At 70.2% G+C, this 21,002-nt stretch carries 23 protein-coding genes; 14 read left to right on the plus strand and 9 right to left on the minus strand.

The window, feature by feature from the left end; genetic code table 11:
- Positions 1-155: 155 nt before the first annotated feature.
- Both AB4Z01_RS13785 and AB4Z01_RS13790 read left to right on the plus strand, forming a co-directional pair.
- Positions 156-821 carry a Tim44/TimA family putative adaptor protein gene (locus tag AB4Z01_RS13785; protein WP_441694469.1) on the plus strand — a complete coding sequence of 222 codons (666 nt, stop codon included), beginning with the start codon at positions 156-158 and terminating at the stop codon, positions 819-821.
- A gap of 88 nt (positions 822-909) precedes the next feature.
- On the plus strand, positions 910-1,473 hold the full coding sequence (locus AB4Z01_RS13790) for a Smr/MutS family protein (RefSeq protein ID WP_441694470.1): 564 nt from the start codon (positions 910-912) through the stop codon (positions 1,471-1,473).
- A gap of 166 nt (positions 1,474-1,639) precedes the next feature.
- On the opposite strand, the gene AB4Z01_RS13795 is transcribed toward AB4Z01_RS13790, so the two are convergent.
- Positions 1,640-1,894 (minus strand): hypothetical protein, encoded by a 255-nt coding sequence (locus tag AB4Z01_RS13795; RefSeq protein ID WP_441694472.1) that lies wholly within the window; start codon positions 1,892-1,894, stop codon positions 1,640-1,642.
- Between the two features lie 65 nt (positions 1,895-1,959).
- Positions 1,960-2,847: a LysR substrate-binding domain-containing protein gene (locus tag AB4Z01_RS13800; protein ID WP_441694473.1), complete on the minus strand. Its 888-nt coding sequence runs from the start codon at positions 2,845-2,847 to the stop codon at positions 1,960-1,962.
- 109 nt (positions 2,848-2,956) lie between these two features.
- On the opposite strand from AB4Z01_RS13800, the gene AB4Z01_RS13805 reads away from it, so the two are divergent.
- Both AB4Z01_RS13805 and AB4Z01_RS13810 read left to right on the plus strand, forming a co-directional pair.
- Positions 2,957-3,616 carry an FMN-dependent NADH-azoreductase gene (locus tag AB4Z01_RS13805; protein ID WP_441694475.1) on the plus strand — a complete coding sequence of 220 codons (660 nt, stop codon included), beginning with the start codon at positions 2,957-2,959 and terminating at the stop codon, positions 3,614-3,616.
- Between the two features lie 83 nt (positions 3,617-3,699).
- Positions 3,700-5,082 (plus strand): esterase-like activity of phytase family protein, encoded by a 1,383-nt coding sequence (locus AB4Z01_RS13810; protein ID WP_441694477.1) that lies wholly within the window; start codon positions 3,700-3,702, stop codon positions 5,080-5,082.
- A gap of 37 nt (positions 5,083-5,119) precedes the next feature.
- Here AB4Z01_RS13810 and aidB read toward each other — a convergent pair whose 3' ends face one another.
- From aidB to hslV, 3 genes are read right to left on the minus strand one after another with little or no spacing between them, the layout of a single operon-like run.
- On the minus strand, positions 5,120-5,941 hold the full coding sequence (gene aidB / locus AB4Z01_RS13815) for an AidB family quorum-quenching N-acyl homoserine lactonase (RefSeq protein WP_441694479.1): 822 nt from the start codon (positions 5,939-5,941) through the stop codon (positions 5,120-5,122).
- A gap of 23 nt (positions 5,942-5,964) precedes the next feature.
- The gene (hslU, locus tag AB4Z01_RS13820; protein ID WP_441694481.1) at positions 5,965-7,281 is read right to left on the minus strand and encodes an ATP-dependent protease ATPase subunit HslU; all 1,317 of its coding nucleotides are present in this window, start codon (positions 7,279-7,281) and stop codon (positions 5,965-5,967) included.
- A gap of 43 nt (positions 7,282-7,324) precedes the next feature.
- Positions 7,325-7,873: an ATP-dependent protease subunit HslV gene (hslV, locus tag AB4Z01_RS13825; protein ID WP_441320646.1), complete on the minus strand. Its 549-nt coding sequence runs from the start codon at positions 7,871-7,873 to the stop codon at positions 7,325-7,327.
- Positions 7,874-8,320: 447 nt separating this feature from the next.
- On the opposite strand from hslV, the gene hisB reads away from it, so the two are divergent.
- From hisB to AB4Z01_RS13870, 9 genes are all read left to right on the plus strand, one after another.
- Positions 8,321-8,953 (plus strand): imidazoleglycerol-phosphate dehydratase HisB, encoded by a 633-nt coding sequence (gene hisB / locus AB4Z01_RS13830; RefSeq protein ID WP_429224914.1) that lies wholly within the window; start codon positions 8,321-8,323, stop codon positions 8,951-8,953.
- Positions 8,954-8,968: 15 nt separating this feature from the next.
- The gene (gene hisH, locus AB4Z01_RS13835) at positions 8,969-9,607 is read left to right on the plus strand and encodes an imidazole glycerol phosphate synthase subunit HisH (RefSeq protein ID WP_441694483.1); all 639 of its coding nucleotides are present in this window, start codon (positions 8,969-8,971) and stop codon (positions 9,605-9,607) included.
- Positions 9,604-10,176, plus strand: a complete 573-nt coding sequence (locus AB4Z01_RS13840; RefSeq protein ID WP_441694485.1) for a GNAT family N-acetyltransferase — start codon at positions 9,604-9,606, stop codon at positions 10,174-10,176. The genes hisH and AB4Z01_RS13840 overlap by 4 nt, the downstream gene beginning before the upstream one ends.
- Entirely contained in the window at positions 10,173-10,916 is a 744-nt protein-coding gene (hisA, locus tag AB4Z01_RS13845; protein ID WP_441694487.1) for a 1-(5-phosphoribosyl)-5-[(5-phosphoribosylamino)methylideneamino]imidazole-4-carboxamide isomerase, read from the plus strand. Before AB4Z01_RS13840 ends, hisA begins: the two co-directional genes overlap by 4 nt.
- Before the next feature lie 3 nt (positions 10,917-10,919).
- Positions 10,920-11,684, plus strand: a complete 765-nt coding sequence (gene hisF, locus AB4Z01_RS13850; protein ID WP_441694489.1) for an imidazole glycerol phosphate synthase subunit HisF — start codon at positions 10,920-10,922, stop codon at positions 11,682-11,684.
- Entirely contained in the window at positions 11,681-12,022 is a 342-nt protein-coding gene (locus AB4Z01_RS13855) for a phosphoribosyl-ATP diphosphatase (protein ID WP_441694491.1), read from the plus strand. Before hisF ends, AB4Z01_RS13855 begins: the two co-directional genes overlap by 4 nt.
- A gap of 141 nt (positions 12,023-12,163) precedes the next feature.
- Positions 12,164-12,535 carry a histidine triad nucleotide-binding protein gene (locus tag AB4Z01_RS13860; protein ID WP_441694492.1) on the plus strand — a complete coding sequence of 124 codons (372 nt, stop codon included), beginning with the start codon at positions 12,164-12,166 and terminating at the stop codon, positions 12,533-12,535.
- Positions 12,532-14,397 carry an adenylate/guanylate cyclase domain-containing protein gene (locus tag AB4Z01_RS13865; protein ID WP_441694494.1) on the plus strand — a complete coding sequence of 622 codons (1,866 nt, stop codon included), beginning with the start codon at positions 12,532-12,534 and terminating at the stop codon, positions 14,395-14,397. The genes AB4Z01_RS13860 and AB4Z01_RS13865 overlap by 4 nt, the downstream gene beginning before the upstream one ends.
- 75 nt (positions 14,398-14,472) lie before the next feature.
- The gene (locus AB4Z01_RS13870) at positions 14,473-16,434 is read left to right on the plus strand and encodes an FAD-dependent oxidoreductase (RefSeq protein ID WP_441694496.1); all 1,962 of its coding nucleotides are present in this window, start codon (positions 14,473-14,475) and stop codon (positions 16,432-16,434) included.
- Between the two features lie 109 nt (positions 16,435-16,543).
- On the opposite strand, the gene AB4Z01_RS13875 is transcribed toward AB4Z01_RS13870, so the two are convergent.
- Entirely contained in the window at positions 16,544-17,416 is an 873-nt protein-coding gene (locus tag AB4Z01_RS13875; RefSeq protein WP_441694498.1) for a DMT family transporter, read from the minus strand.
- 120 nt (positions 17,417-17,536) lie between these two features.
- Here AB4Z01_RS13875 and AB4Z01_RS13880 point away from each other — a divergent pair, with 120 nt between their 5' ends.
- A complete protein-coding gene (locus AB4Z01_RS13880) occupies positions 17,537-18,427 on the plus strand; it encodes a LysR substrate-binding domain-containing protein (RefSeq protein WP_441694500.1) in 891 nt (296 codons plus the stop codon).
- A 91-nt stretch (positions 18,428-18,518) separates the two neighbouring features.
- Here the strand turns inward: AB4Z01_RS13880 and AB4Z01_RS13885 are convergent, their stop codons facing one another.
- From AB4Z01_RS13885 to AB4Z01_RS13895, 3 genes are all read right to left on the minus strand, one after another.
- Positions 18,519-19,778, minus strand: coding sequence for a lytic murein transglycosylase (locus tag AB4Z01_RS13885; protein ID WP_441694501.1), 1,260 nt, complete (start codon positions 19,776-19,778; stop codon positions 18,519-18,521).
- 102 nt (positions 19,779-19,880) lie between these two features.
- Entirely contained in the window at positions 19,881-20,798 is a 918-nt protein-coding gene (locus AB4Z01_RS13890) for an MBL fold metallo-hydrolase (protein WP_441694503.1), read from the minus strand.
- Positions 20,799-20,813: 15 nt separating this feature from the next.
- The coding region (locus AB4Z01_RS13895; RefSeq protein ID WP_441694505.1) for a hypothetical protein at positions 20,814-21,002 on the minus strand (189 nt) is incomplete at its 5' end.

The following is a 21,002-nucleotide window of genomic DNA, read 5'->3' on the forward strand; positions in this document are numbered from 1 at the left end:
GGCGTCGTTCCTGACCGCGCATCCTGGCCTGGACGGCTGTCCGCCGAGTGTTTGCTTCATCCGGACAGGCCGACCAAGAGGTAGTGTCGCGCGGCGCCCGGGTCCAGAGCGATGCATTCGGCGCCGGCGCGGGCGCGCGACAAGTGAAGGGAGCGATGGGCGAAGGCTCTTTCCTCGATATCCTGGTTCTGGCGGTGATCGCCGGGTTCCTGATTCTGCGGCTGCGCAGCGTGCTCGGCCGGCGGACGGGAACCGAGCAGCGGCGCCCGAACCCGATCGCCCAGCAGCCGCAGCGGCCCGAGGCCCGCACCCCCGACAACGTCGTGACCATGCCGGAGCGGCCGCGCCCCGCCGGCAATGGCGAGGCCGGCCCGGCCAGCGGGCTGACCCAGATCAAGATCGCCGACCGCAGCTTCAGCGAGAGCAGCTTCGTCGGCGGCTCCCGTGCCGCCTTCAAGATGATCGTCGAGGCCTTCGCCCGCGGCGACACCGCGACGCTGCGGCCGCTGCTGTCCGACGAGCTGTATGACGAGTTCAGCGCCGCGATCCGCGACCGCCTGGCCGCCGGCCACACGCTGGAGGAGACGGTGGAATCGGTCGACCGGGCCGAGATCATCGACGCCCGGATGGACGGCCGCACCGCCTTCGTCACCGTGCGCCTGGGCTCGCGCCAGAAGACCGTGCTGCGTGACGCCGACGGCACGGTGATCGAGGGCAGCCCGGACCAGACGGTCGAGGTCACGGACATCTGGACCTTCGCCCGCAACACTCGTGCCACCGACCCGAACTGGGCGCTGGTCGAGACCCGCGAACCCAACTGACCCGCCGATGCTGGCGATCCTGACCTGTCCGGCCCGGCCCCGTCCGGGCCGCGGCCGTTCGGCCGAGGGTGGCAACCGCTGATCCGGCATGGCCAAGACCCGCAAACCGAGCGAGGAAGAGCGCCGCCTGTGGCGTCTCGTGACGCAGGATGTCGCGCCGTTGCGGCCGCACGACACTGCATCCCCTCCGCCGCCTCCGCCTGAACCAGCGCCGTCCCCGCCGCCGCGCCCGGCACCGCCCGGCCAGCGGCCTGCTGCCGCGGCGCCGAAGCAGACTGTTCCGGCCGCCGCGCCGAAGCGGCTGCGCTCCGGCGATCTGACCGGCATCGACGGGCATCGCGCCGACCGGCTGCGCCGCGGCAAGCAGGAGATCGAGGGCCGGCTCGACCTGCACGGCATGCGCCAGATCGAGGCGCATGACGCGCTGATCGGCTTCGTCGCCGCGGCCCAGCGGGCGGGCAAGAAGACGCTGCTGGTGATCACCGGCAAGGGCAGCTTCTCGAACGGCGACAGCGTGCTGCGGGCCAATGTGCCGCTGTGGCTGAACGAGCGGCCGCTGCGCGACAAGATCCTGGCCATCACCCCGGCCCATCCCCGCGACGGCGGCGCCGGCGCGCTCTACGTCGTGCTCAAGCGCCAGCGGGAGGGGTAGGCGGCTCGCACCGGCGGTGCGAGCCTTGCCGACGAAACATTAGCCCGTCATGGCGAGCCCCGAAGGGGCGTGGCCATCCAGCGGTCCCGACCCGATGGATGGCCACGGCGCTGCGCGCCTCGCCATGACGGGGAAGAGCCGAAAAATCGATCTCAAAGGGCTGGTATCATTCCCGCTCGGCTTCTTTCCTCCGTTCGGCCAGGAAGTCATCCACCGACGCTCCCGCCGACCGATCACCGAGCAGCTGCCGCGTGATAGCCTGAGCCTGGGCGACCGCCTCCGCGACCGTCCGGATTCTGATATCACGACCATCGAGTTCGACCAGGACATCGCCGCCATGCTCGAGGCCGACGGCGCTCCGCCGTTCCAGCGGGATAGTCATCTCGCCGGATGCGGACACTTTGGCTCTGACCGGTTTCATGGGCCTGTCCAAAACGACGACAGCGGAAAGCATGGCGCCGGTCACGCCCAACGGCAAGCCGGTGCTCAGCTCGGACGATTGCTCCCGAACTCCGCCAAGATCCACTCCCGCACCGCCGCCATCGCTTCATCCTCCGGGCCTGGCCGGCGGACCAAGTGGAAGCCCATGCCTTCGATTGCCGGGCCGAAGGGCTGGACCAGCGTGCCGGCCGCCAGCTCCGCCGCCACCAGCGTCAGGCTCAGCAGGCCGACGCCGTGGCCGGCCGCCACCGCCTGGATGGCGTGGCTCTCATCGGTGCAGTGCAAGGCCGAGGYGCTCTGCTCCGGCAGGCCCGCGGCGGCGAACCAGCGCGGCCAGGATGGCTTCTCCGGATGCGGCACCCGCCACTCGAAATGCACCAGCCGGTGCTGTGCCAGCTGCTCCGGCGCCGTCAGCCCCAGCGCGGGATGCGCCACCGGCGCCAGCCGGTCAGTGCCCAGCGGCTCCGACCGCAGCCCGGGATACACGCCGCCGCCATAGCGGATGGCCAGGTCGGCGGTGCCGGCGGCGAGATCGACCGGCTCGTCCGCCGCCAGCAGGCGCAGGGTGACGTCCGGCCGCCGCTCCTGCAACGACGCGACGCGGGGCACCAGCAGCCGGGCGGTGAAGGCGCGGGTGGCAGTCAGGGTCACGGTGCTCGGCCGGGATCTGGCCGACAGCCCGTCGATGGTGCGGGCGAAGGCGTCGAAGCCGTCGCGCAGCACCGGGTACAGGCGCTGCGCCGCCTCGGTCATCACCACCTGCCGGGTCCGCCGCTCGAACAGCCGCAGCCCCATCGTCTGCTCCAGCAGGCGGATCTGGTGGCTCACGGCCGTCGGGGTCACCAGCAGCTCCTCGGCGGCGTGCTTGAAGCTGAGATGGCGGGCGGCGGCCTCGAAGGCGCGCAGGGCGGCGAGCGGGGGCAGGCGGCGCATGGTGGTCCGGACGGATGAATCTGTCTCAGCCATAGGATGAGGGATTCGCCTTTGTCMGCAAGCCGGAAAGCGCACATCTGCTGGGCTGGAGACCTTCCGGAGCTTAGCCATGACCACGATCCTGCACATCGATTCCAGCGCCCGCCTCGGCCGCTCGCACACGCGCCGCCTGTCGGCCTGTTTCGTCGAGGCCTGGCTGGCCCGGCGGCCGCACGACACGGTGATCCGCCGCGATGTCGGGCTGGAGCCGCCGCCGCCGGTGACCGAGGCCTGGATCGCCGCTGCGTTCACGAAGCCGGAGCGGCGGACGCCGGAGATGCGCGCGACCCTGGCGGTCAGCGACGCGCTGGTCGACGAGCTGGAGCGCGCCGATCTGATCGTCGCCGGGGTGCCGATGTACAATTTCGGCCTGCCGGCGCAGATGAAGGCCTGGGTCGACAATATCGTCCGGGTCGGCCGTACCTTCGGCTTCGACCGCAGCCGGCCGGGCGAGCCCTACTGGCCGATGCTGTCCGGCAAGCGGCTGGTGATGCTCGGCGCCCGCGGCGACTGGGGCTACGGGCCGGGGGAACGCATCGCCGGCCTGAACCATGTCGAGCCGCATCTGCAGACGGTGTTCCGCTACATCGGCATCACCGACGCGGTGTCGATCGCCGCGGAGTACGACGAGTTCGCCGATGAGCGGATCCAGCAGTCGCTGCAGGCGGCCGAGGCGGAGATCGACCGGCTGGTGGCGCGGATGACCGCGGAGGCGCAGGCGGCCGCGTAGTCCCGAGACTTTCACGTACCTGTCATCCGGCCGTCATCGGCCATCCCCACTCTCCCGCCGCGTTCCGTTCGAGAGGGGATCCCATGCTTCCGTTCCGCCGCGCCGCCGCGTCCCTGCTTATCCTGGCCCTGTCCGTCGCCCCTGCCCTTGCGGGCGACGACCCAGCGCCGCCGGCCTATCCGGCGGTGCTGGAAGGTCATGCCGTGCTGCCGGCGATGACCTTCGCTGCGCCGCCGGCCGATGCGCCGGCGATGTTCGCCACCTCGGCCAAGTTCGCCGGCCCGACCCTGGCCCGGATCGATCGGCCCTTCAGCGTCATGGGCACCACCGGAGCCAAGGATGCGGTGCGCGAGACCGGCGTGCTGTTCCCCTTCGTCGGCCAGGCGGTGCAGGGCTTCAGCGGCATCAAGCCGGTCGGCAACGGCGAATATGTCGTCATCACCGACAACGGCTTCGGCGCCAAGGCGAACTCGCCGGACGCGATGCTGATGGTGCACCGGGTAAAGCCGGACTGGCAGGCGGGCCGGGTGTCGGTGCTGAACACGCTGTTCCTGAGCGACCCGGACCGGAAGGTGCCGTTCCGCATCGTCACCGAGGCGACCAAGGAGCGCTATTTGACCGGCGCCGATTTCGACATCGAATCGGTGCAGTTGGTCGGCGACCACTACTGGTTCGGCGACGAGCTTGGCCCGTTCCTGATCGAGACCGACGCGGCTGGCCGGGTGCTGACCGTGGTCGACACGGTGGCGGACGGCAAGCCGGTGCGCTCGCCCGACAATCCCTACATCACCATGCCGGGCGCCCCCGGCCCGGTCGCCTTCGAATCGCGCCGCAGCAAGGGCTTCGAGGGCATGGCGGCGTCCGAGGACGGCAAGACCCTGTACCCGCTGCTCGAGGGCGGGCTGTGGGATGCGGCCAAGGGCGCGCCGGAAACCGACGCCCAGGGCCATGAGCTGCTGCGCGTGCTCGAATTCGACGTCGCGTCGAAAAGCTTCACCGGCAAGTCGTGGAAGTACCGGCTCGAGGCCAACGGCAACTCGATCGGCGACTTCAACCTGATCGGCGGCACCCGCGGCCTGATCATCGAGCGCGACCAGGGCGAGGGCGACGTGGCCAGCGCCTGCCAGGGCGCGCCGAAGCCGGACTGCTTCGCCACCCCGGCCAAGCTCAAGCGGGTGTTCCTGGTCGACCTGGCGGATGCCGATGCCGACGGGACCTTGCGCAAGATCGGCTCGATCGACCTGCTGGCGATGCAGGACCCGCAGCACAAGGCGCGCCAGGGCGGGCATGACGGAGTGCTGAGCTTCCCCTTCGTCACCATCGAGAACGTGGCGCGGGTCGACGCCGACCACATCATCGTCGCCAACGACAACAACCTGCCCTTCTCCTCCGGCCGCGCCGTGGACCGGCAGGACGATGAGGAGTTCGTGCTGCTCAAGGTCACCGAGCTGCTGAACGCGAAATAGGCGGGATGGCCTCCGCGCGGCTTGTCCCGCGGGGGCCTCAGCCCTCGACGAACCGCCAGCCCCGGTCGCCGGCCTCGATCCGGCCGATCGGGCTGACATGGCTGCCGGTGACCCGCCAGCCATGCTTCGCCGCCTCTTCCAACAGGAAGCGGCGGCTCCGCACGGCCAGCGCCGGATCGAGGTCGTATTCGAGGCCGGCCTCCGGGTCTTCGACCTGCAGGGCGCCGAGGTGGAAGGCATCGGCCCAGATCAGCAGGGCGTCCCGGCCCTCGCCGATCAGATAGCCGCTGTGCCCGGGCGTGTGGCCGGGCAGCGGCACGGCCTCGACCCCGGGCATGCCGTCGACCGGCCCCGGCGCGACGGCGCGGAGGCGGCCGGCATAGGCCCGGGTCAGGGTGGCGACGGTCTTGAAGTTGCCGCGCCGGGCCGGCGGAAAGGTCTCGGCGACGGCCGGATCGCTGAAGAAGGCGAAATCCCCTTCCGGGAACAGGATCTCGGCTCGCGGCAGCCAGGCCTGATCGCCGTCGAGCAGGCCGAGGGCGTGGTCGCCGTGCGGATGGGTCAGCAGCACGCGGTCGACCTCCTCCGGGCGCACCCCGGCCGCCGCCAGGGCCTCGCGCGCCTTGCCGAGCGCCGAGCCCCAATGGTCGCCGGTGCCGGCATCGATCAGCGAGACCCCGTTCTCTCCCCGCAGCAGATAGCAGTTGACGTCGATGCTGATCTTGTCGCCGGGCCAGCCGTCGATCAGCCGCCGGCGTGCTTCCTCGCCGGCGGCATGGATCAGCACGGATTTGGGGGCCTCGAAGATGCCGTCGAGGAGCACGGTCAGGTCATAGGGGCCGAAGCGCCTCACGGACATGTCGATCCCCCTTTTGCCGACGCTTACAGAATGAACTTGCTCAGATCGGCGTTCTTGGTCAGCGCCCCGACCTTGTCGTGGACATAGGCCGCGTCGATCCGCACCGTCTCGCCGGAGCGGTCGGAGGCGGTGAAGCTGACCTCGTCCAGCAGGCGCTCCAGCACCGTGTGCAGCCGGCGGGCACCGATGTTCTCGACCGCGCGGTTCACCTCCGCCGCCAGGTCGGCCAGGGCGTCGATCGCGTCCTCTGTGAAGTCCAGCGTCACCTCCTCGGTGCCGAGGAGCGCCGTGTACTGCTTGACCAGGCTGTGCTCCGGCTCGGTCAGGATGCGGCGGAAATCGTCGCGGGTCAGGGCCTGCAGCTCGACCCGGATCGGCAGGCGGCCCTGCAGCTCCGGCAGCAGGTCGGACGGCTTGGCCAGCTGGAAGGCGCCGGAGGCGATGAACAGGATGTAGTCGGTGCGCACCGTGCCATATTTGGTCGCCACCTGGGTGCCCTCGATCAGCGGCAGCAGGTCGCGCTGCACGCCCTCGCGGCTGACATCGGCGCCGCCGCGCTCCGACCGCGCGGTGATCTTGTCGATCTCGTCGAGGAACACGATGCCGTTCTGCTCGACCAGGTGGATCGCCTCGGCCGTCACCTTCTCCTGGTCCAGCAGCTTGTCCGATTCCTCGGCCAGCAGCACGGCGTGGCTCTCCACCACGGTCATGCGGCGCGGCTTGGTGCGGTTGCCGAAGGCCTTGCCGAACATGTCGTTGAGGTTGAGCATCCCCATCTGGGCGCCCGGCATGCCGGGAATGTCGAAGGTCGGCATCCCGCCGCCGGTATCGGCCACCTGGATCTCGATCTCGCGGTCGTTCAGCTGGCCCTCGCGCAGCATCTTGCGGAACTTCTGCCGGGTCTCGGCCGAGGCGTTCTCGCCCACCAGCGCGTCCAGCACCCGCTCCTCGGCGCGGATCTCGGCCTTGGCCGCGACCTCCTTGCGCAGCGTCTCGCGGGTCATCTTGATCGCGATCTCCAAGAGGTCGCGGATGATCTGCTCGACATCGCGGCCGACATAGCCGACCTCGGTGAACTTGGTCGCCTCGACCTTCAGGAACGGCGCGTTGGCCAGCTTCGCCAGGCGGCGCGCGATCTCGGTCTTGCCGACGCCGGTCGGTCCGATCATCAGGATGTTCTTCGGCAGCACCTCCTCGCGCAGCGCTTCCGGCAACTGCTGGCGGCGCCAGCGGTTGCGGAGCGCAATGGCGACGGCGCGCTTGGCGTCGTGCTGGCCGACGATGAAGCGGTCGAGCTCGGAGACGATCTCGCGCGGGCTGAAATTGGCGGTGTCGGTCATTTCGGGTCCTTCGCGGCCTCGGGTCGGTCGGCGGGGGCCGCGATCACAGGCTTTCCAGAGTGACGTTGTGGTTGGTGTAGATGCAGATGTCGCCGGCGATCTTCATCGCCTTGCGCGCCACAGTCTCGGCGTCCAGCTCGGGGCTCTCCATGAAGGCGCGGGCGGCGGCCAGCGCGAAGGGCCCGCCGGAGCCGATGCCGATCAGCCCGTCATCCGGCTCCAGCACGTCGCCGGTGCCGGTCAGGATCAGCGACACTCGGGCGTCGCACACCGCCATCATCGCCTCCAGCCGGCGCAGATAGCGGTCGGTGCGCCAATCCTTGGCCAGCTCGACGCAAGCGCGGGCCAGCTGGCCCGGGTGCTTCTCCAGCTTGGCCTCGAGCCGCTCGAACAGCGCCATGGCGTCGGCCGTCGCCCCGGCGAAGCCGGCGATGACGCTGCCGTCGCCCAGGCGGCGCACCTTGCGGGCTGTGCCCTTCATCACGGTGTTGCCGGCGGTGACCTGACCGTCACCGGCGATGACGACGCGGTCGTTCTTGCGCACGGCGAGGATGGTGGTGCCGTGCCAGGCGGCACTCTCGGAAGACGACATGCAGGATTCCGGAAACGCTGAGGATAGGACGGGCCGTCCGGCCCGCACCGCCTAGATTGGGCCATCCGGCGGGGGGATCAAGTCTCGGCGACCGTCCGGCAGGGGATCAGGGAGGTGGGAGCCCGCGTGTCCAGCCATGCTTTGCGGCAATCTCTGCAAACACGACATCAGCAGGGCGCACGCGACCTTCGCGCGCTGCGGCAAGGCCATCCTCGATGCGCCGGACCCGCCATGCCTTCGTGCGCATCGTGGTGGCGTCGGTAGGCCGAATCTGGCTCATCAGTCATTCCCGTGCTCTCTCACAATCATAGAATGACCGCCCTTCGTCGAGAAGACGCAGACCGGCGGTCATGCCTGCTTTCCCGCGCACTGCCGGCAGGCCCCCTGCTTTCCCGGCATGGCTCGGCGGCTGGCGATGCACCGGTCTTCCTGTTAAGACACCAAGCCATGGACGGAACCGCTTCCACCCCCGCCGCCTCTGCCCGCTCCGCGACCGTCGACCGCGTCACCCGCGAGACGCGGATCAGCGCCACGGTCGATCTCGACGGCACCGGCCGCTCCGACATCCAGACCGGTGTCGGCTTCCTCGACCATATGCTGGACCAGCTGGCCCGGCACGGGCTGTTCGACCTGACGGTCCGGGCCGAGGGCGACCTCCATATCGATTTCCACCACACCACCGAGGATGTCGGCATCACCCTCGGCCAGGCCTTCGCCAAGGCGCTGGGCGACCGCCGCGGCATCCAGCGCTATGGCGAGGCGCATGTGCCGATGGACGAGGCGCTGTCCCGCGTCGCCGTCGACATCTCGGCCCGGCCCTATCTGGTGTGGGATGTCCGCTTCACCCGCGACAAGCTGGGCGAGATGGACACCGAGCTGTTCCGCGAATGGTTCCACGCCTTCGCCCAGAATGCCGGGCTGACGCTGCACGTCGCCAACCTGTACGGCGAGAACAACCACCATATCGTCGAAAGCTGCTTCAAGGCGCTGGCCCGCGCGCTGCGCGCCGCCACCGCCATCGACAGCCGCCGCCCGGACGCTGTGCCCTCGACCAAGGGCACGCTCGGCGGCTCCCTCTAGCTCCGGGACTCCCGCATGGCCATCGCCGTGATCGACTACGGCTCCGGCAACCTCCGCTCGGCGGCCAAGGCGCTGGAACGCGCCGCAGCGGAGCGTGGGGTATCGCAGGAGATCATCGTCACCGCCGATGCCGAGGTGGTGCGCCGGGCCGACCGGCTGGTGCTGCCGGGCGTCGGCGCCTTCGGCGACTGCAGCCAGGCCCTCGGCGCGATACCGGGCCTGCGCGAGGTGCTGGACGAGCGGGTGAAGCAGGCCGGCATTCCCTTTCTCGGTATCTGCGTCGGCATGCAGGTGATGGCCGGGGTCGGCCATGAGCATGGCGACTTCCTCGGCCTCGACTGGATCCATGGCGCGGTGGTGCCGCTGGCCCCGGCCGACCCCGACCTGGTGGTGCCGCAGATGGGCTGGAACACCCTGGCGGTGGAGGCGGCGCATCCGGTGCTGGACGGGCTGGCCGGCCAGGACGTCTATTTCGCCCATTCCTATGTCATGGTGCCGGCCGACCCGGCCGAGGTGCTGGCGACGGTCGACTATGGCGGGGCGCAGACCGCCGCGGTCGGCCGCGACAACTGGATCGGCGTGCAGTTCCATCCGGAGAAGAGCCAGGCGGCCGGGCTGAGGCTGCTCGGCAACTTCGTGACCTGGACGCCATGACCGAAGCGACTGCCTCTGTGCCGGAGGTGTCCGTCGGCCGGCTCGACCGGGTCCGCAGCAGCGACCTGCACGACCTGTGCGACGCGGCCGAGCTCGCCATCCTCGAGGGCGGCGGCTTCGGCTGGGTCAAGCCGCCGCCGCGCGAGACCATGGAACGGTATTGGGGCGGCGTCGTCGCCATGCCGGGCCGGCACCTGTTCGTCGGCCGGCTCGACGAGGTCATCGCCGGCGCCATCCAGCTGGTGGAGCCGCCGGTGAACAACGAGGCGCAGGCCTTCGCCGCCGGGCTGACCGGGATCTTCGTCGCCCCCTGGGCTCGCGGCCACGGCCTGGCCCGGATGCTGGCCGAGGCGGCGGAGGCCGAGGCGCGTGCCCGCGGCTACCGCCTGCTGACCCTCGACGTGCGCGAGACCCAGTCCGCGGCGATCCACCTGTTCGAGAGGTTGGGATTCGTCCGTTGGGCGACGAACCCGTATTATGCCCGCGTGAATGGCCGCCTGATCGGCGGCTGCTACTTCCACAAACCACTGATCCCGCTGTCCGAGGCGGGGCTGGACCCGACACCATGATCCTCTATCCGGCCATCGATCTGAAGGACGGACACTGCGTCCGTCTCGTCCGCGGCGAGATGAGCGAAGCCACCGTGTTCAACCTGGACCCCGCCGAGCAGGCCAAGGCCTTCGCCGAACAGGGCTTCAGCTGGATTCATGTGGTCGACCTGAACGGCGCCATCGCCGGCCATCCGGTGAATGCCGAGGCCATCGGCGGCATCCTCAAGGCCACCTCGCTGCCGGTGCAGCTGGGCGGCGGCATCCGCGACCTGGAGCGGATCGAGTTCTGGCTCGAGCGCGGCGTGGCCCGGGTGGTGCTGGGCACGGTCGCGGTGCGCGACCCGGATCTGGTGCGCGAGGCCTGCCGCCGCTGGCCCGGCCGGATCGCGGTCGGCATCGACGCGCGGGAAGGCTTCGTGGCGATCGAAGGCTGGGTCAAGACCTCGACCGTCAAGGTGCTGGACCTGGCGCTGCGCTTCGAGGATTCCGGCGTCGCCGCGATCATCTATACCGACATCAACCGCGACGGCGCCATGGGCGGGCTGAATGTCGAGGCCACGGCCGACCTGGCCTTCGCCCTGACCACGCCGGTGATCGCCTCGGGCGGCGCCTCCTCGCTCGACGACCTGCGGGTGATCAAGCGTGAGGAGCGCTCGGGCATCGCCGGGGTGATCTGCGGCCGCGCCCTCTATGACGGGCGGATCGACCCGAAGCAGGCGCTGGCGATCCTGTCCGGTCCGGTGCCGGTGGAGGCGTAAGTCATGCTCAAGGTCCGGGTCATTCCCTGCCTCGACGTCAAGGACGGCCGGGTGGTCAAGGGCGTGAACTTCGAGAACCTGGTCGATGCCGGCGATCCGGTCGAACAGGCCCGGCACTATGACCGCGAGGGCGCGGATGAGCTGGTCTATCTCGACATCGCCGCGACCCATGAGAATCGCGGCGTGCTGTTCGACGTGGTCCGCCGCACCGCCGAGCAGGTGTTCATGCCGCTGACCGTGGGCGGCGGCGTGCGCAGCGTCGACGATGTGCGGGCGCTGCTGCTGGCCGGGGCCGACAAGGTGTCGATCAACTCTGCCGCCGTAGCCCGGCCGGAGCTGGTGTCCGAGGCTGCGATCAAGTTCGGCCGGCAATGCGTGGTGGTGGCGATCGACGCCAAGCAGGTGTCCGATGGCAAATGGGAGATCTTCACCCATGGCGGCCGCAAGGGCACCGGCATCGACGCGGTCGACTGGGCCGACCGGATGGCGCAAGCCGGCGCCGGCGAGCTGCTGGTGACCTCGATGGACCGCGACGGCACCAAGGAAGGCTTCGACCTCGGGCTGCTGCAGCGGATCCGGCAGGTGGTCGGCATCCCGATCATCGCCTCTGGCGGGGTCGGCACACTCGACCATCTCGCCGATGGGGCGCTGTCCGGCGGCGCGACCGGGCTTCTCGCCGCCTCGATCTTCCATTTCGGCACCTATTCGATCGCCCAGGCCAAGCAGCACCTTGCCGCGGCCGGGCTGCCGGTGCGGATGGCGGCATGAGCGCGGGGCCGCAGATCGACGCCCGGGTGCTGGACCGGCTGGCCGCCGTGATCCGGTCGCGGCAGGGCGCCGATCCCGCCTCCAGCTACACCGCCAAGCTGTTCGCCCGCGGCCGGCCGAAGATCGCCCAGAAGCTGGGCGAGGAAGCGGTCGAGACCGTGATTGAGGCGATGCGCGGCGATGCCGACGCCATCGCCGCCGAAAGCGCCGACCTGCTCTATCATCTCCTGGTGCTGTGGGCCGATGCCGGGGTGGCGCCGGAGACGGTCTGGGCAGTGCTGGAGGCGCGGGAAGGCGTCAGCGGCATCGCCGAAAAGGCGGCGCGGCCGACGGAGTGACCGCGCCCGCCCGTGCGGGAGGGGCCGGCCGGAACCGCGACAACAGGTCGCCGCCCGCATGACAAGCGTCGCTGGACGGCGGCTGAATTTCGCCGCGATTCAGCAGCATGTGTCATCATCAGCGCAGATCGAGGACGACCGATGGCCTATGATCCGAACAACGTCTTCGCCCGCATCCTGCGCGGCGAGCTGCCGTGCAGGAAGGTCTATGAGGACGACCACGTCCTGGCCTTCCACGACATCGGCCCGAAGGCGCCGGTGCATGTGCTGGTCATCCCCAAGGGCGCCTATGTCTCGATGGACGATTTCTCGGAGCGCGCCAGCGACGCCGAGGTCGCGGCCCTGACCCGGGCGGTCGGCCGGGTTGCCCGCGATCTCGGCCTGGCCGCGCCCGGCTATCGCATCCTGTCGAACATCGGCGAAGACGGGCACCAGGAGGTGCCGCATCTCCACATCCACATCTTCGGCGGCCGGCCGCTGGGCCGCATGCTGGATCCCGCCATCGCCCCATGACCCTGCCGCTTTCCGCCGAGGCCTCGGCGCCGGCCAGCCGTTCCGGCGGCAGGCCGCGCCGGCGCACCGTTACCCTGGCCCGGACGCTCGCAGTCGCCATCGGCGGCCTGGTGGCGATCGCGGTCGCGGCGGTGCTGGCGATCTACTGGACCACGGCGGCGCGCACCACCTTCGACCTCCTGACCAACCAGGCCGAGATCGGCGTTGCCTCGGTCGAGGCGCAGCTGCGCCAGCATCTCGAGCCGGTGTCGAACGAGCTCGGCAGCCTGGCTTTGCTATTGCAGCGGGGACGGCTCGACCCCGGCAACATGGACCAGTTCTCGACCATGCTGACCGGCGCGCTGGCCGCGTCGCCGCAGGTGCGCTCGATCGCCTATCTGACCGAGGACTTGCACATCCGCGGCGTCACCCACCAGCAGGACGGCAACTACGACACGTTCGATGAGCAGAACGAGGCCGAGCAGAGCCGCGAGGCGCTGGCCGAGGCGGCCGGCAAGGTCGACGCCTATTGGGGCGAGATCCTGTATCTGAAGGACGGGCCGCACGCGACGGTGATGAATCTGCGCCAGCCGGTGCGGCGGGATGGCAAGCTGGTCGGCGTCCTGTTCGCGGTGGTCACGGTGCAGGACCTGTCGAAGTTCCTGGCGCGGGTGTCCAGCGACCCGTCGCAGGTGCCCTTCATCCTCTATGGCGAGGACCGGATCCTGGCCCATCCGCGCATGGCCACCGACCCGCCGCCCGCTTCGGTGGAGGAGCCGCTGCCGCGGCTCGACCAGGTCGGCGACCAGCTGCTGGCGGCGCTGTGGACCAAGGGCTCGCCGGTCACCGTGCGCAACCCGCGGGTGCGGATCCGCGAGGTCGAGATCGGCGACCAGGACGAGATCTTCCTGTATCGCACCATCTACGGCTTCGGCCCGACCCAACTGATCCTCGGCATCCATGTGCCGGGCGACGCGATCGGCGCCGAAGTCTGGCGGGTGATCCGCGCCGGCCTGGCCGGCCTGGCGGTGATGGTGCTGGCGATCATCGTCGGCGTGTTCGTCGGCCGCATGATCGCCCGGCCGGTGCGCGCCTTCTCCGACCAGGCGCGGGCGGTGGGAACGCTGGAGTTCAGCCAGCTCAAGCCGCTGCCGGGCAGCGTGTTCAAGGAGCTGAACGAGGGCGCCCAGGCCTTCAACACCATGCTGGTCGGGCTGCGCTGGCTCGAGACCTATGTGCCGAAAAGCCTGGTCCGCCGCCTCATCACCAAGGGCGACGGCGAGGACGTGGTCTCGATCGAGCGCGTCATGACGGTGATGTTCACCGACATCGCCAATTTCAGCGGTGCGGCGGAGCGGCTGCCGGCGGCGCGGATCGCGGCCTATCTGAACGAGCATTTCGCCATGCTGGGGCGCTGCGTCGAGGCCGAATCCGGCACCATCGACAAGTTCATCGGCGACTGCCTGATGGCGTTCTGGGGCGCGCCGGAGAAGCTGAAGGACCATGCGCCGCGGGCCGCCCGGGCGGCGCTGGCCATCGCCGCGGTGATGCGGGCGGAGAACGACCGCCGCGCCGCCGCCGGCCGGCCGCGGCTGCGGCTGCGCATCGGGCTGCACAGCGGCCCGGTGGTGGTCGGCAACATCGGCGCGCCGGGACGCACCAGCTACACCATCGTCGGCGACACGGTGAACATCGGCAACCGGCTGGAGCAGTTGGGCAAGGTGCTGTCGGGCGACGAGGACACGACGATCCTGATCAGCGCCGAGACCGCGGCCCTGCTGGGCCCGGAATTCGAGATGAAGAGCCTGGGCCCGCGCCGCGTCCGCGGCCGCAACGGCGAGGTCGAGATCTTCCGGCTGATTGGAGTGAAGTTGCCGGCCTGAACCGCCCCCCTTCGCACCGCAATTCCGCCACCTTGGTCCCTCTCAATCGGCGTCAGCCAGGGAGGGGGAACAACCATGTCATCCGATCGCGATCTGGGAATGGGCCGGCCGATCAGCCGGCGCGATTTTCTCGACGGTGTCGCCCTGACGGTGGGCGCGGCGGCGTTGGGCGGGCCGCTGACCCGCAGCGCCTTCGCCGCCGGGCCCGCCGCCGCCTATCCGCCGAAGCTGACCGGCCTGCGCGGCCATCACGAAGGCTCCTACAACGTCATGCACTCGGTGCGCGACGGCACCTTCTGGGACAAGGCGGGGGCGCCGGAGGCGACCGGCGAGCGCTACGACCTGGTGGTGGTCGGCGGCGGCATCTCCGGCCTCGCCGCGGCAGTGCAGTACCGCAAGCAGGCCGGGGCGGGTGCCCGCATCCTGGTGCTCGAGAACCATGATGATTTCGGCGGCCATGCCAAGCGCAACGAATTCACCAGCGCCAGCGGCCGCATGATCCTCGGCTATGGCGGGTCGCAGTCGCTGCAGACGCCCAGCTATTTCAGCCCGGCGGTGAACGCGCTGCTGGCCGATATCGGGGTCGAGCCGAAGCGGTTCGAACAGTATTACGACCAGGGCTGGGCCGAGACCCGCGGCCTCGGCCGCGCCGTGTTCTTCCCGAAGGAGGTCTTTGGCGCCGACGCGCTGGTCAAGGAGGCCGATTCCGCCGCCGACTGGGTACCGCAGTCGCCGCTGACCGACAAGGCCAAGCACGACCTGATCGCCCTGATCGATGCGCCGGCCGACTACCTGCCCGGCCTGTCGCGGGCCGAGAAGCTGGACCGGCTGTCGAAGACCACCTATGCCCAGTTCCTGACCGATCTGGTGAAGGCCGATCCGCAGCTGGTGGCGTATTTCCAGAGCTCGACCGAGGCCTATTTCGGTGCCGGCATCGACGCGGTCACCTGCGTCGACGCCTGGGCCAACGGCAATCCCGGCTTCGACGGCATGGACCTGGGCGACGAGGTCTACCCGACCATGAGCCCCAGCGGCCGCTTGGCCCGCACCGATCCGGACGAGTACATCTACCACTTCCCCGACGGCAATGCCGGGATCGCCCGGGCCCTGGTGCGGTCGCTGATTCCGGCCGCCATCCCCGGCAGCACCATGGAGGATCTGGTCCTCGCCCAGGCCGATTACGGCAAGCTGGATGTCGACGGCCAGCCTGTGCGGATCCGGTTGGGTTCGACCGTGGTGCGGGTGAAGCACCAGGGCGATCCGGCGGCGGCGAAAGCGGTCGACGTGGCCTATGTGCAAGAGGGTAAGCTGCGCACGGTCCAGGCCGGCCATGTGGTGCTGGCCTGCTGGCACCGGGTGATCCCGTTCCTGACCGAGGAGTTGGCCGAGGCGCAGGTGCCGGCGCTGCAGGACCAGCAGAAGGTGCCGCTGATCTACACCAATGTGCTGATCCGCAACTGGACCGCTTTTTCGAAGCTCGGCATCGAAGGCTTCGAGGCGCCGGGCCATTTCTGGTCGGGGGCGGAGATCGACTACCCGGTCAGCATGGGCGGCTACAGCTTTGCCGACAAGCCGGAGGATCCGGTGTTGCTGCATCTCAGCAAGATGCCGCTGCAGCCGGGGCTGTCGTCGCGTGAACAATCGCTGTCCGGGCGCCTGCAGCTGACCCAGCTGACCTTCGAGACGATGGAGCGCGAAATCCGCGACCTGCTGGGCCGGGCGCTGTCGGGCGGGGGCTTCGATCCGGCGCGCGACATCGAGGCGATCACCGCGAACCGCTGGTCGCATGGCTACGCCTATGAATACATGCGGCCCTGGGACGCCTTCTGGCCGGACGGCCCGCTGCCGATTGTGGCGGCGCGCAAGCCCTGGGGCCGGGTCGCGATCGCCAATGCCGATTCCGGCGCCTATGCCTATGTCCACTCGGCGATCGACCAGGCCACAAGGGCGGTGCGCGAGCTGCTGGGCACGCCCGACGGCGCCCCGGCCTTCGCCGACTTCCCCGGCCCGCCGCGCGACAAGCTGGGGTTGCTTTAACGAGCAACCCCAAACCGTCGTTGCGAGGAGGCGAAGCCGACGAAGCAATCCAGGGGCCGGTGCGTACAGCCCCTGGATTGCTTCGCTGCGCTCGCAATGACGGGAAATGTCAGGTCTGCTTAGGGACTGGCGATGACGCCCGCGGCGCCCTGCGCCCACGCGAGTTGACCAGAACCACGCCGGCGATGGCGATCGCGCCACCCAGCAGCGTCTGCGGTCCCGGCGCCTCGCCCAGCAGCGGCAGGGCGATCGCGGTCGCGACCGGGGGCACGAGGTAGAGGAAGTTGGTTGCCCGCGCCGCGCCGAAATGGCCCAGCGCATAGGTCCAGGTGGCGTAGCCGATAGCAGCCGGCAGCACGCCGAGCCCGATCACGGTGGCGATCGTGGTCGCGCCGGCGTGGGGCAGCTCGCTCGCCGCCTCCGATAGCCAGGGCGACAGCCACAGTGCGCCGGCCAGCAGTGTCCAGGCGGTGCAGGCCAGAGCGCCGTGCCGCGCCACCAGCGGCTTCTGCAGCACGACGTAGCACGCCATGCACAGCGCCGAGCCCAGCACCAGGCTGGCGCCGGCGCCGAAGGCCAGGCCGCCGGGCTGGGCCGCGGCGATCAGCGCGATGCCGGCGAAGCTGACCAGCGTGCCGGCCCAGCCGCGGGCGCCGAAGCGCTCGCCCAGCACCAGCCGTGCCAGCAGCGCGGTCAGGATCGGCGCGGTGTTGACGATGAAGCTGGCGGCGCCGGCAGCGACGCTGCGCTGCCCGGTGTTCAGCAGGATGTTGTAGGCGGCGATGCCGATCAGCCCGCACAAAGCGAAGCGCAGCAGGTCGGGCAGGGCCGGCCGCGCTGGCCGGCGCCAGGCCAGCCAGCCCAGCACCAGCAGCGCCGCCACGGCGAAGCGGGCGGCGGCCAGCGGCACCGGCTGCAGCTCGCGCAGCGCCAGGCGGATCGCCGGGAAAGCCGACGCCCAGGACAGGATGGTGACGGCCACGGCTACGTAGGCCTGAGGAACGCGGCTGGACACGGAAGCACCTCGATTCGACGCCGGGCCTCCGTTCTTGCACTGGCCGTGCTGTTGACATACGGCACCGATCGAGCGTGACCTGTGCGTATGGATCACAGCTCGCCTGCCCAGCGCCCGCCGCTCGACAGCCTCGATACCATCTGCGCCGCCGCCCGGCACGAGTCCTTCAGCGCGGCGGCCGAAGCGCTGGGCCTGACCCATGGCGCAGTCAGCCGACGAGTTGCGACGGTCGAGGCCTGGCTGGGCACGGCGCTATTCGAGCGCCATGGCCGAGGTGTGTGGCTGACGCCGGACGGGCAGCGCTTCGTGTCGCGGATCGAGGCGGCGTTCCGGCTGATCGACGAGGCCGCGGTGCGCTGGCGTCGCCGGCGCGGGCCGGAGGTGGTGCGGATCAGCGTGGTGCCGGGCTTCGCCAAGCTGTGGCTGTTCGGGCGGCTGGCCGCGCTGGAGCAGGGCGACCCGGCGCTGCGGATCGAGATCGCGGTCGAGGGCCGCAACGCCGATGTCGAAGGCGGCGAGGCCGATCTGGCGGTGCGCTACGGTGCCGGCAACTGGCCCGGACTCCAGGCCGTCCGCCTGCTGCCGGAGCGGCTGTATCCGGTGGCGCATCCCGATCTGGCACGGCGGCTCGGCCCATTGCCGGATGGGCTGCTACGGGCGCCGCTGCTGCACGATTCCGACCTGACCGGGTGGCGCACCTGGTTCGCCGCCGGCGGCATCGCGCTGAAGCCGCGGCCGCAGGACCGGCGCTTCGAGGATTACACGCTGGTCCTGGCGGCGGCGGAGGCCGGGCTGGGCGTCGCCCTGGCCCGGGCGCCGTTCTCCGACCGCGCCGTCCGAGCGGGCGGCTTGGTGCGGCTGGCCGAGCATGAGGTGCCCAGCCCGCTCACCTATCACCTGCTGACCCGCACCGGCAGCGCCCGGCCGGCCGTCGCCGCGCTGATGGCGCGGATGCTGGAGTTGGCGGCCAGCCCGTAGGTTGAGTTCGCGTCAGCGAACCCAACATTTCGACGCCGTGCCGGCTGCACCAAGTTGGGTTCGCCATGCGAACCCAAACTACGATTCTCGGCTATCCCGCCCGCACCGCCTGCAGCAGGGTCGTCGTGGCGAAGCCGTCCGGTACCAAGCCCTTCGAAGCCTGCCAGGCGCGGATTGCGCCGCGCGTTGCCGGCCCGATCAGCCCGTCCGGTGCGCCGCCGATGGAAAAGCCCTTGGCCGTCAGCAGCGACTGCAGCTCCAGCACCTCGCTGCGCGACAGCGGCTGCTCGCCTCGCGGCCAGGTGCCGACGATCGGGCCGCCGCCGGCCAGCCGGTCGGACAAAGTGGCAACCGCCAGCGCGTAGTTGGTCGAGTTGTTGTACTTCATGATGACGCTGAAGTTCGGGCCGACCAGGAAGGCCGGGCCGCGGGCGCCCGCCGGGGTAATCACCGAAGCGTCGCCCAGCGCCGGCAGGCTGCGGCCGGAGACCGGCTTCACCCCCAGCGCCGCCCACTGCGCCACCGGGCGCCTGGTGCTCAGCTCCGCCACCGAATAGTCGAAGCCGGGCGGCAGAGTGACCTCGACGCCCCAGGGCTGGCCGCGCTGCCAGCCCGACTGCGCCAGGTAATTGGCGGTCGAGGCCATGACGTCGGGGATGCTGCCCCAGATGTCGCGCCGGCCGTCGCCGTCGGCATCGACCGCGGAGCTCAGGAACACCGTGGGCAGGAACTGGGTGTTGCCCATGGCGCCGGCCCAGGAGCCAAGCATGCGGTCGCGGTTGATGTCGCCCTGCTGCAGGATCTGCAGCGCGGCGAACAGCTGTTCCTTGGCCCAGTCCTGGCGGCGGCCCTCATAGCCAAGCGTGGCCAGGGCATCGATCACCTCGGTCGAGCCGAAGTTCTGGCCGTAATTGCTCTCGATGCCCCAGATCGCGGTGACGATCTCCTTCGGCACGCCGTAGCGCTGCTCGGCGGCATTCGCGGTCGATCCCCACTGCGCCAGCATCGCCTGGCCGTTGCGGATGCGGTCGGCCGAGACGGCGCTGTCGAGATAGGTCCAGATCGCCTTGGTGAACTCCGACTGCGACTGGTCGGAATCGATCACGTTCGGCAGGAACTGCACGGTGTCGAAGGCGGTGGCCAGCGTCGCCTGGCTGATGCCGCGGGCTGCAGCTTCGGCCCGGAACCCCGCCACCCATTGCGGGAAGCCCTGCGCCTCAGTCTGGGCCGGGGTGAAAGCCGGGCCGCCGGGCGTCGGGGTCGGCACCACCGGCTGGCCCTGGCCCGAGCTCTGGCAGGCCGCCAGCAACGCCACCCCGGCCAGCACCGCCATCCGCGTGGTCATCGACATGGGCCCTCTCCGCGATTTCCGAATCAGTCGGTGAACGTCGCGGCAAAGTGGCCGGAGATCAAGGCCGGACCGCGGCAGGACCGCCGCAAACGCCCTGCGGGATCACCCCTGCGGCGCGCCGGGGAAGGCGTCGAGCGGGATTTTCAGGTAGCGCCGGCCGTTCGCTTCGGGCTCGGGCAGGCGGCCGCCGCGGATGTTCACCTGCAGCGCCGCCAGCATCAGCGCCGGCAGCGGCAGCGTCCGGTCGCGGTCCTGGCGCAGCGCCACGAACTCGGCCTCCGACACCGCGGCGACATGGATGTTGCGCTCCTTCTGGTCGGCGACGCTGCTCTGCCAGCGCGGCTCGCGCCCGTCCGGCCGATAGTCGTGCCCGGTGAACAGGCGCGTGTCATCCGGCAGAGCCAGGATGCGCTGGATGGAGGCCCAGAGCTGCCGCGCGTCGGCGCCGGGGAAATCGGCCCGCGCCGTACCGCCATCGGGCATGAACAGGGTGTCGTGGATGAAGGCGGCGTCGCCGATGAGATAGGTGATCGAGGCCATGGTGTGGCCGGGGCAGAACATCACCCGGGCCTCCAGCGACCCGATGCGGAACCTGTCGCCGTCGCGGAACAGCCGGTCCCAGCCCGTCCCGTCGGTCGGCTGGTCCGGCAGGTTGTAGATCTCCTGCCACAGCGCCTGGACGCCAGCGACCTTCTCGCCGATCGCCGTCGGCGCGCCGGTCTTGTGCTTCAGGTAGGCGGCCGCGGAGAAGTGGTCGGCATGCGGATGGGTGTCGAGGATCCAGGCGGCCCGCAGCCCGGACCGCGCGACATGGTCGAGGATCAGGTCGGCGTTGCGGGTGGAGACGGTGCCGGATTTCAGGTCGAAGTCGAGCACCGGGTCGATGATCGCGCAGTCCCCGGTCCCGGGATCGGCGACGACGTACTGCACGCTGCCGGTCGGCGGGTCGAAGATGGCGTGGACGGCGGGGGAGATGGTACCCCCCGGCACGGCTGCGATCGGTCGGGCGGCATCGTTCATGAGTGCGCTGCCGGGTCAGTCCTTGGGCTGGGCGACGGTGCGGAGATAGGGCTTCAGCGTCTTGAAGCCGGCCGGGAACTTCTGCCTGGCCTCCTCGTCCGAGACCGAGGTGACGATGATGACGTCCTCGCCGTTCTTCCAGTCGGCCGGGGTGGCGACCTTGTGCTTCGAGGTCAGCTGCAGCGAATCGATCACCCGCAGCAC

This window comes from Inquilinus sp. YAF38 (assembly GCF_052113205.1).
In the GTDB taxonomy this organism is placed as follows: domain Bacteria; phylum Pseudomonadota; class Alphaproteobacteria; order DSM-16000; family Inquilinaceae; genus Inquilinus.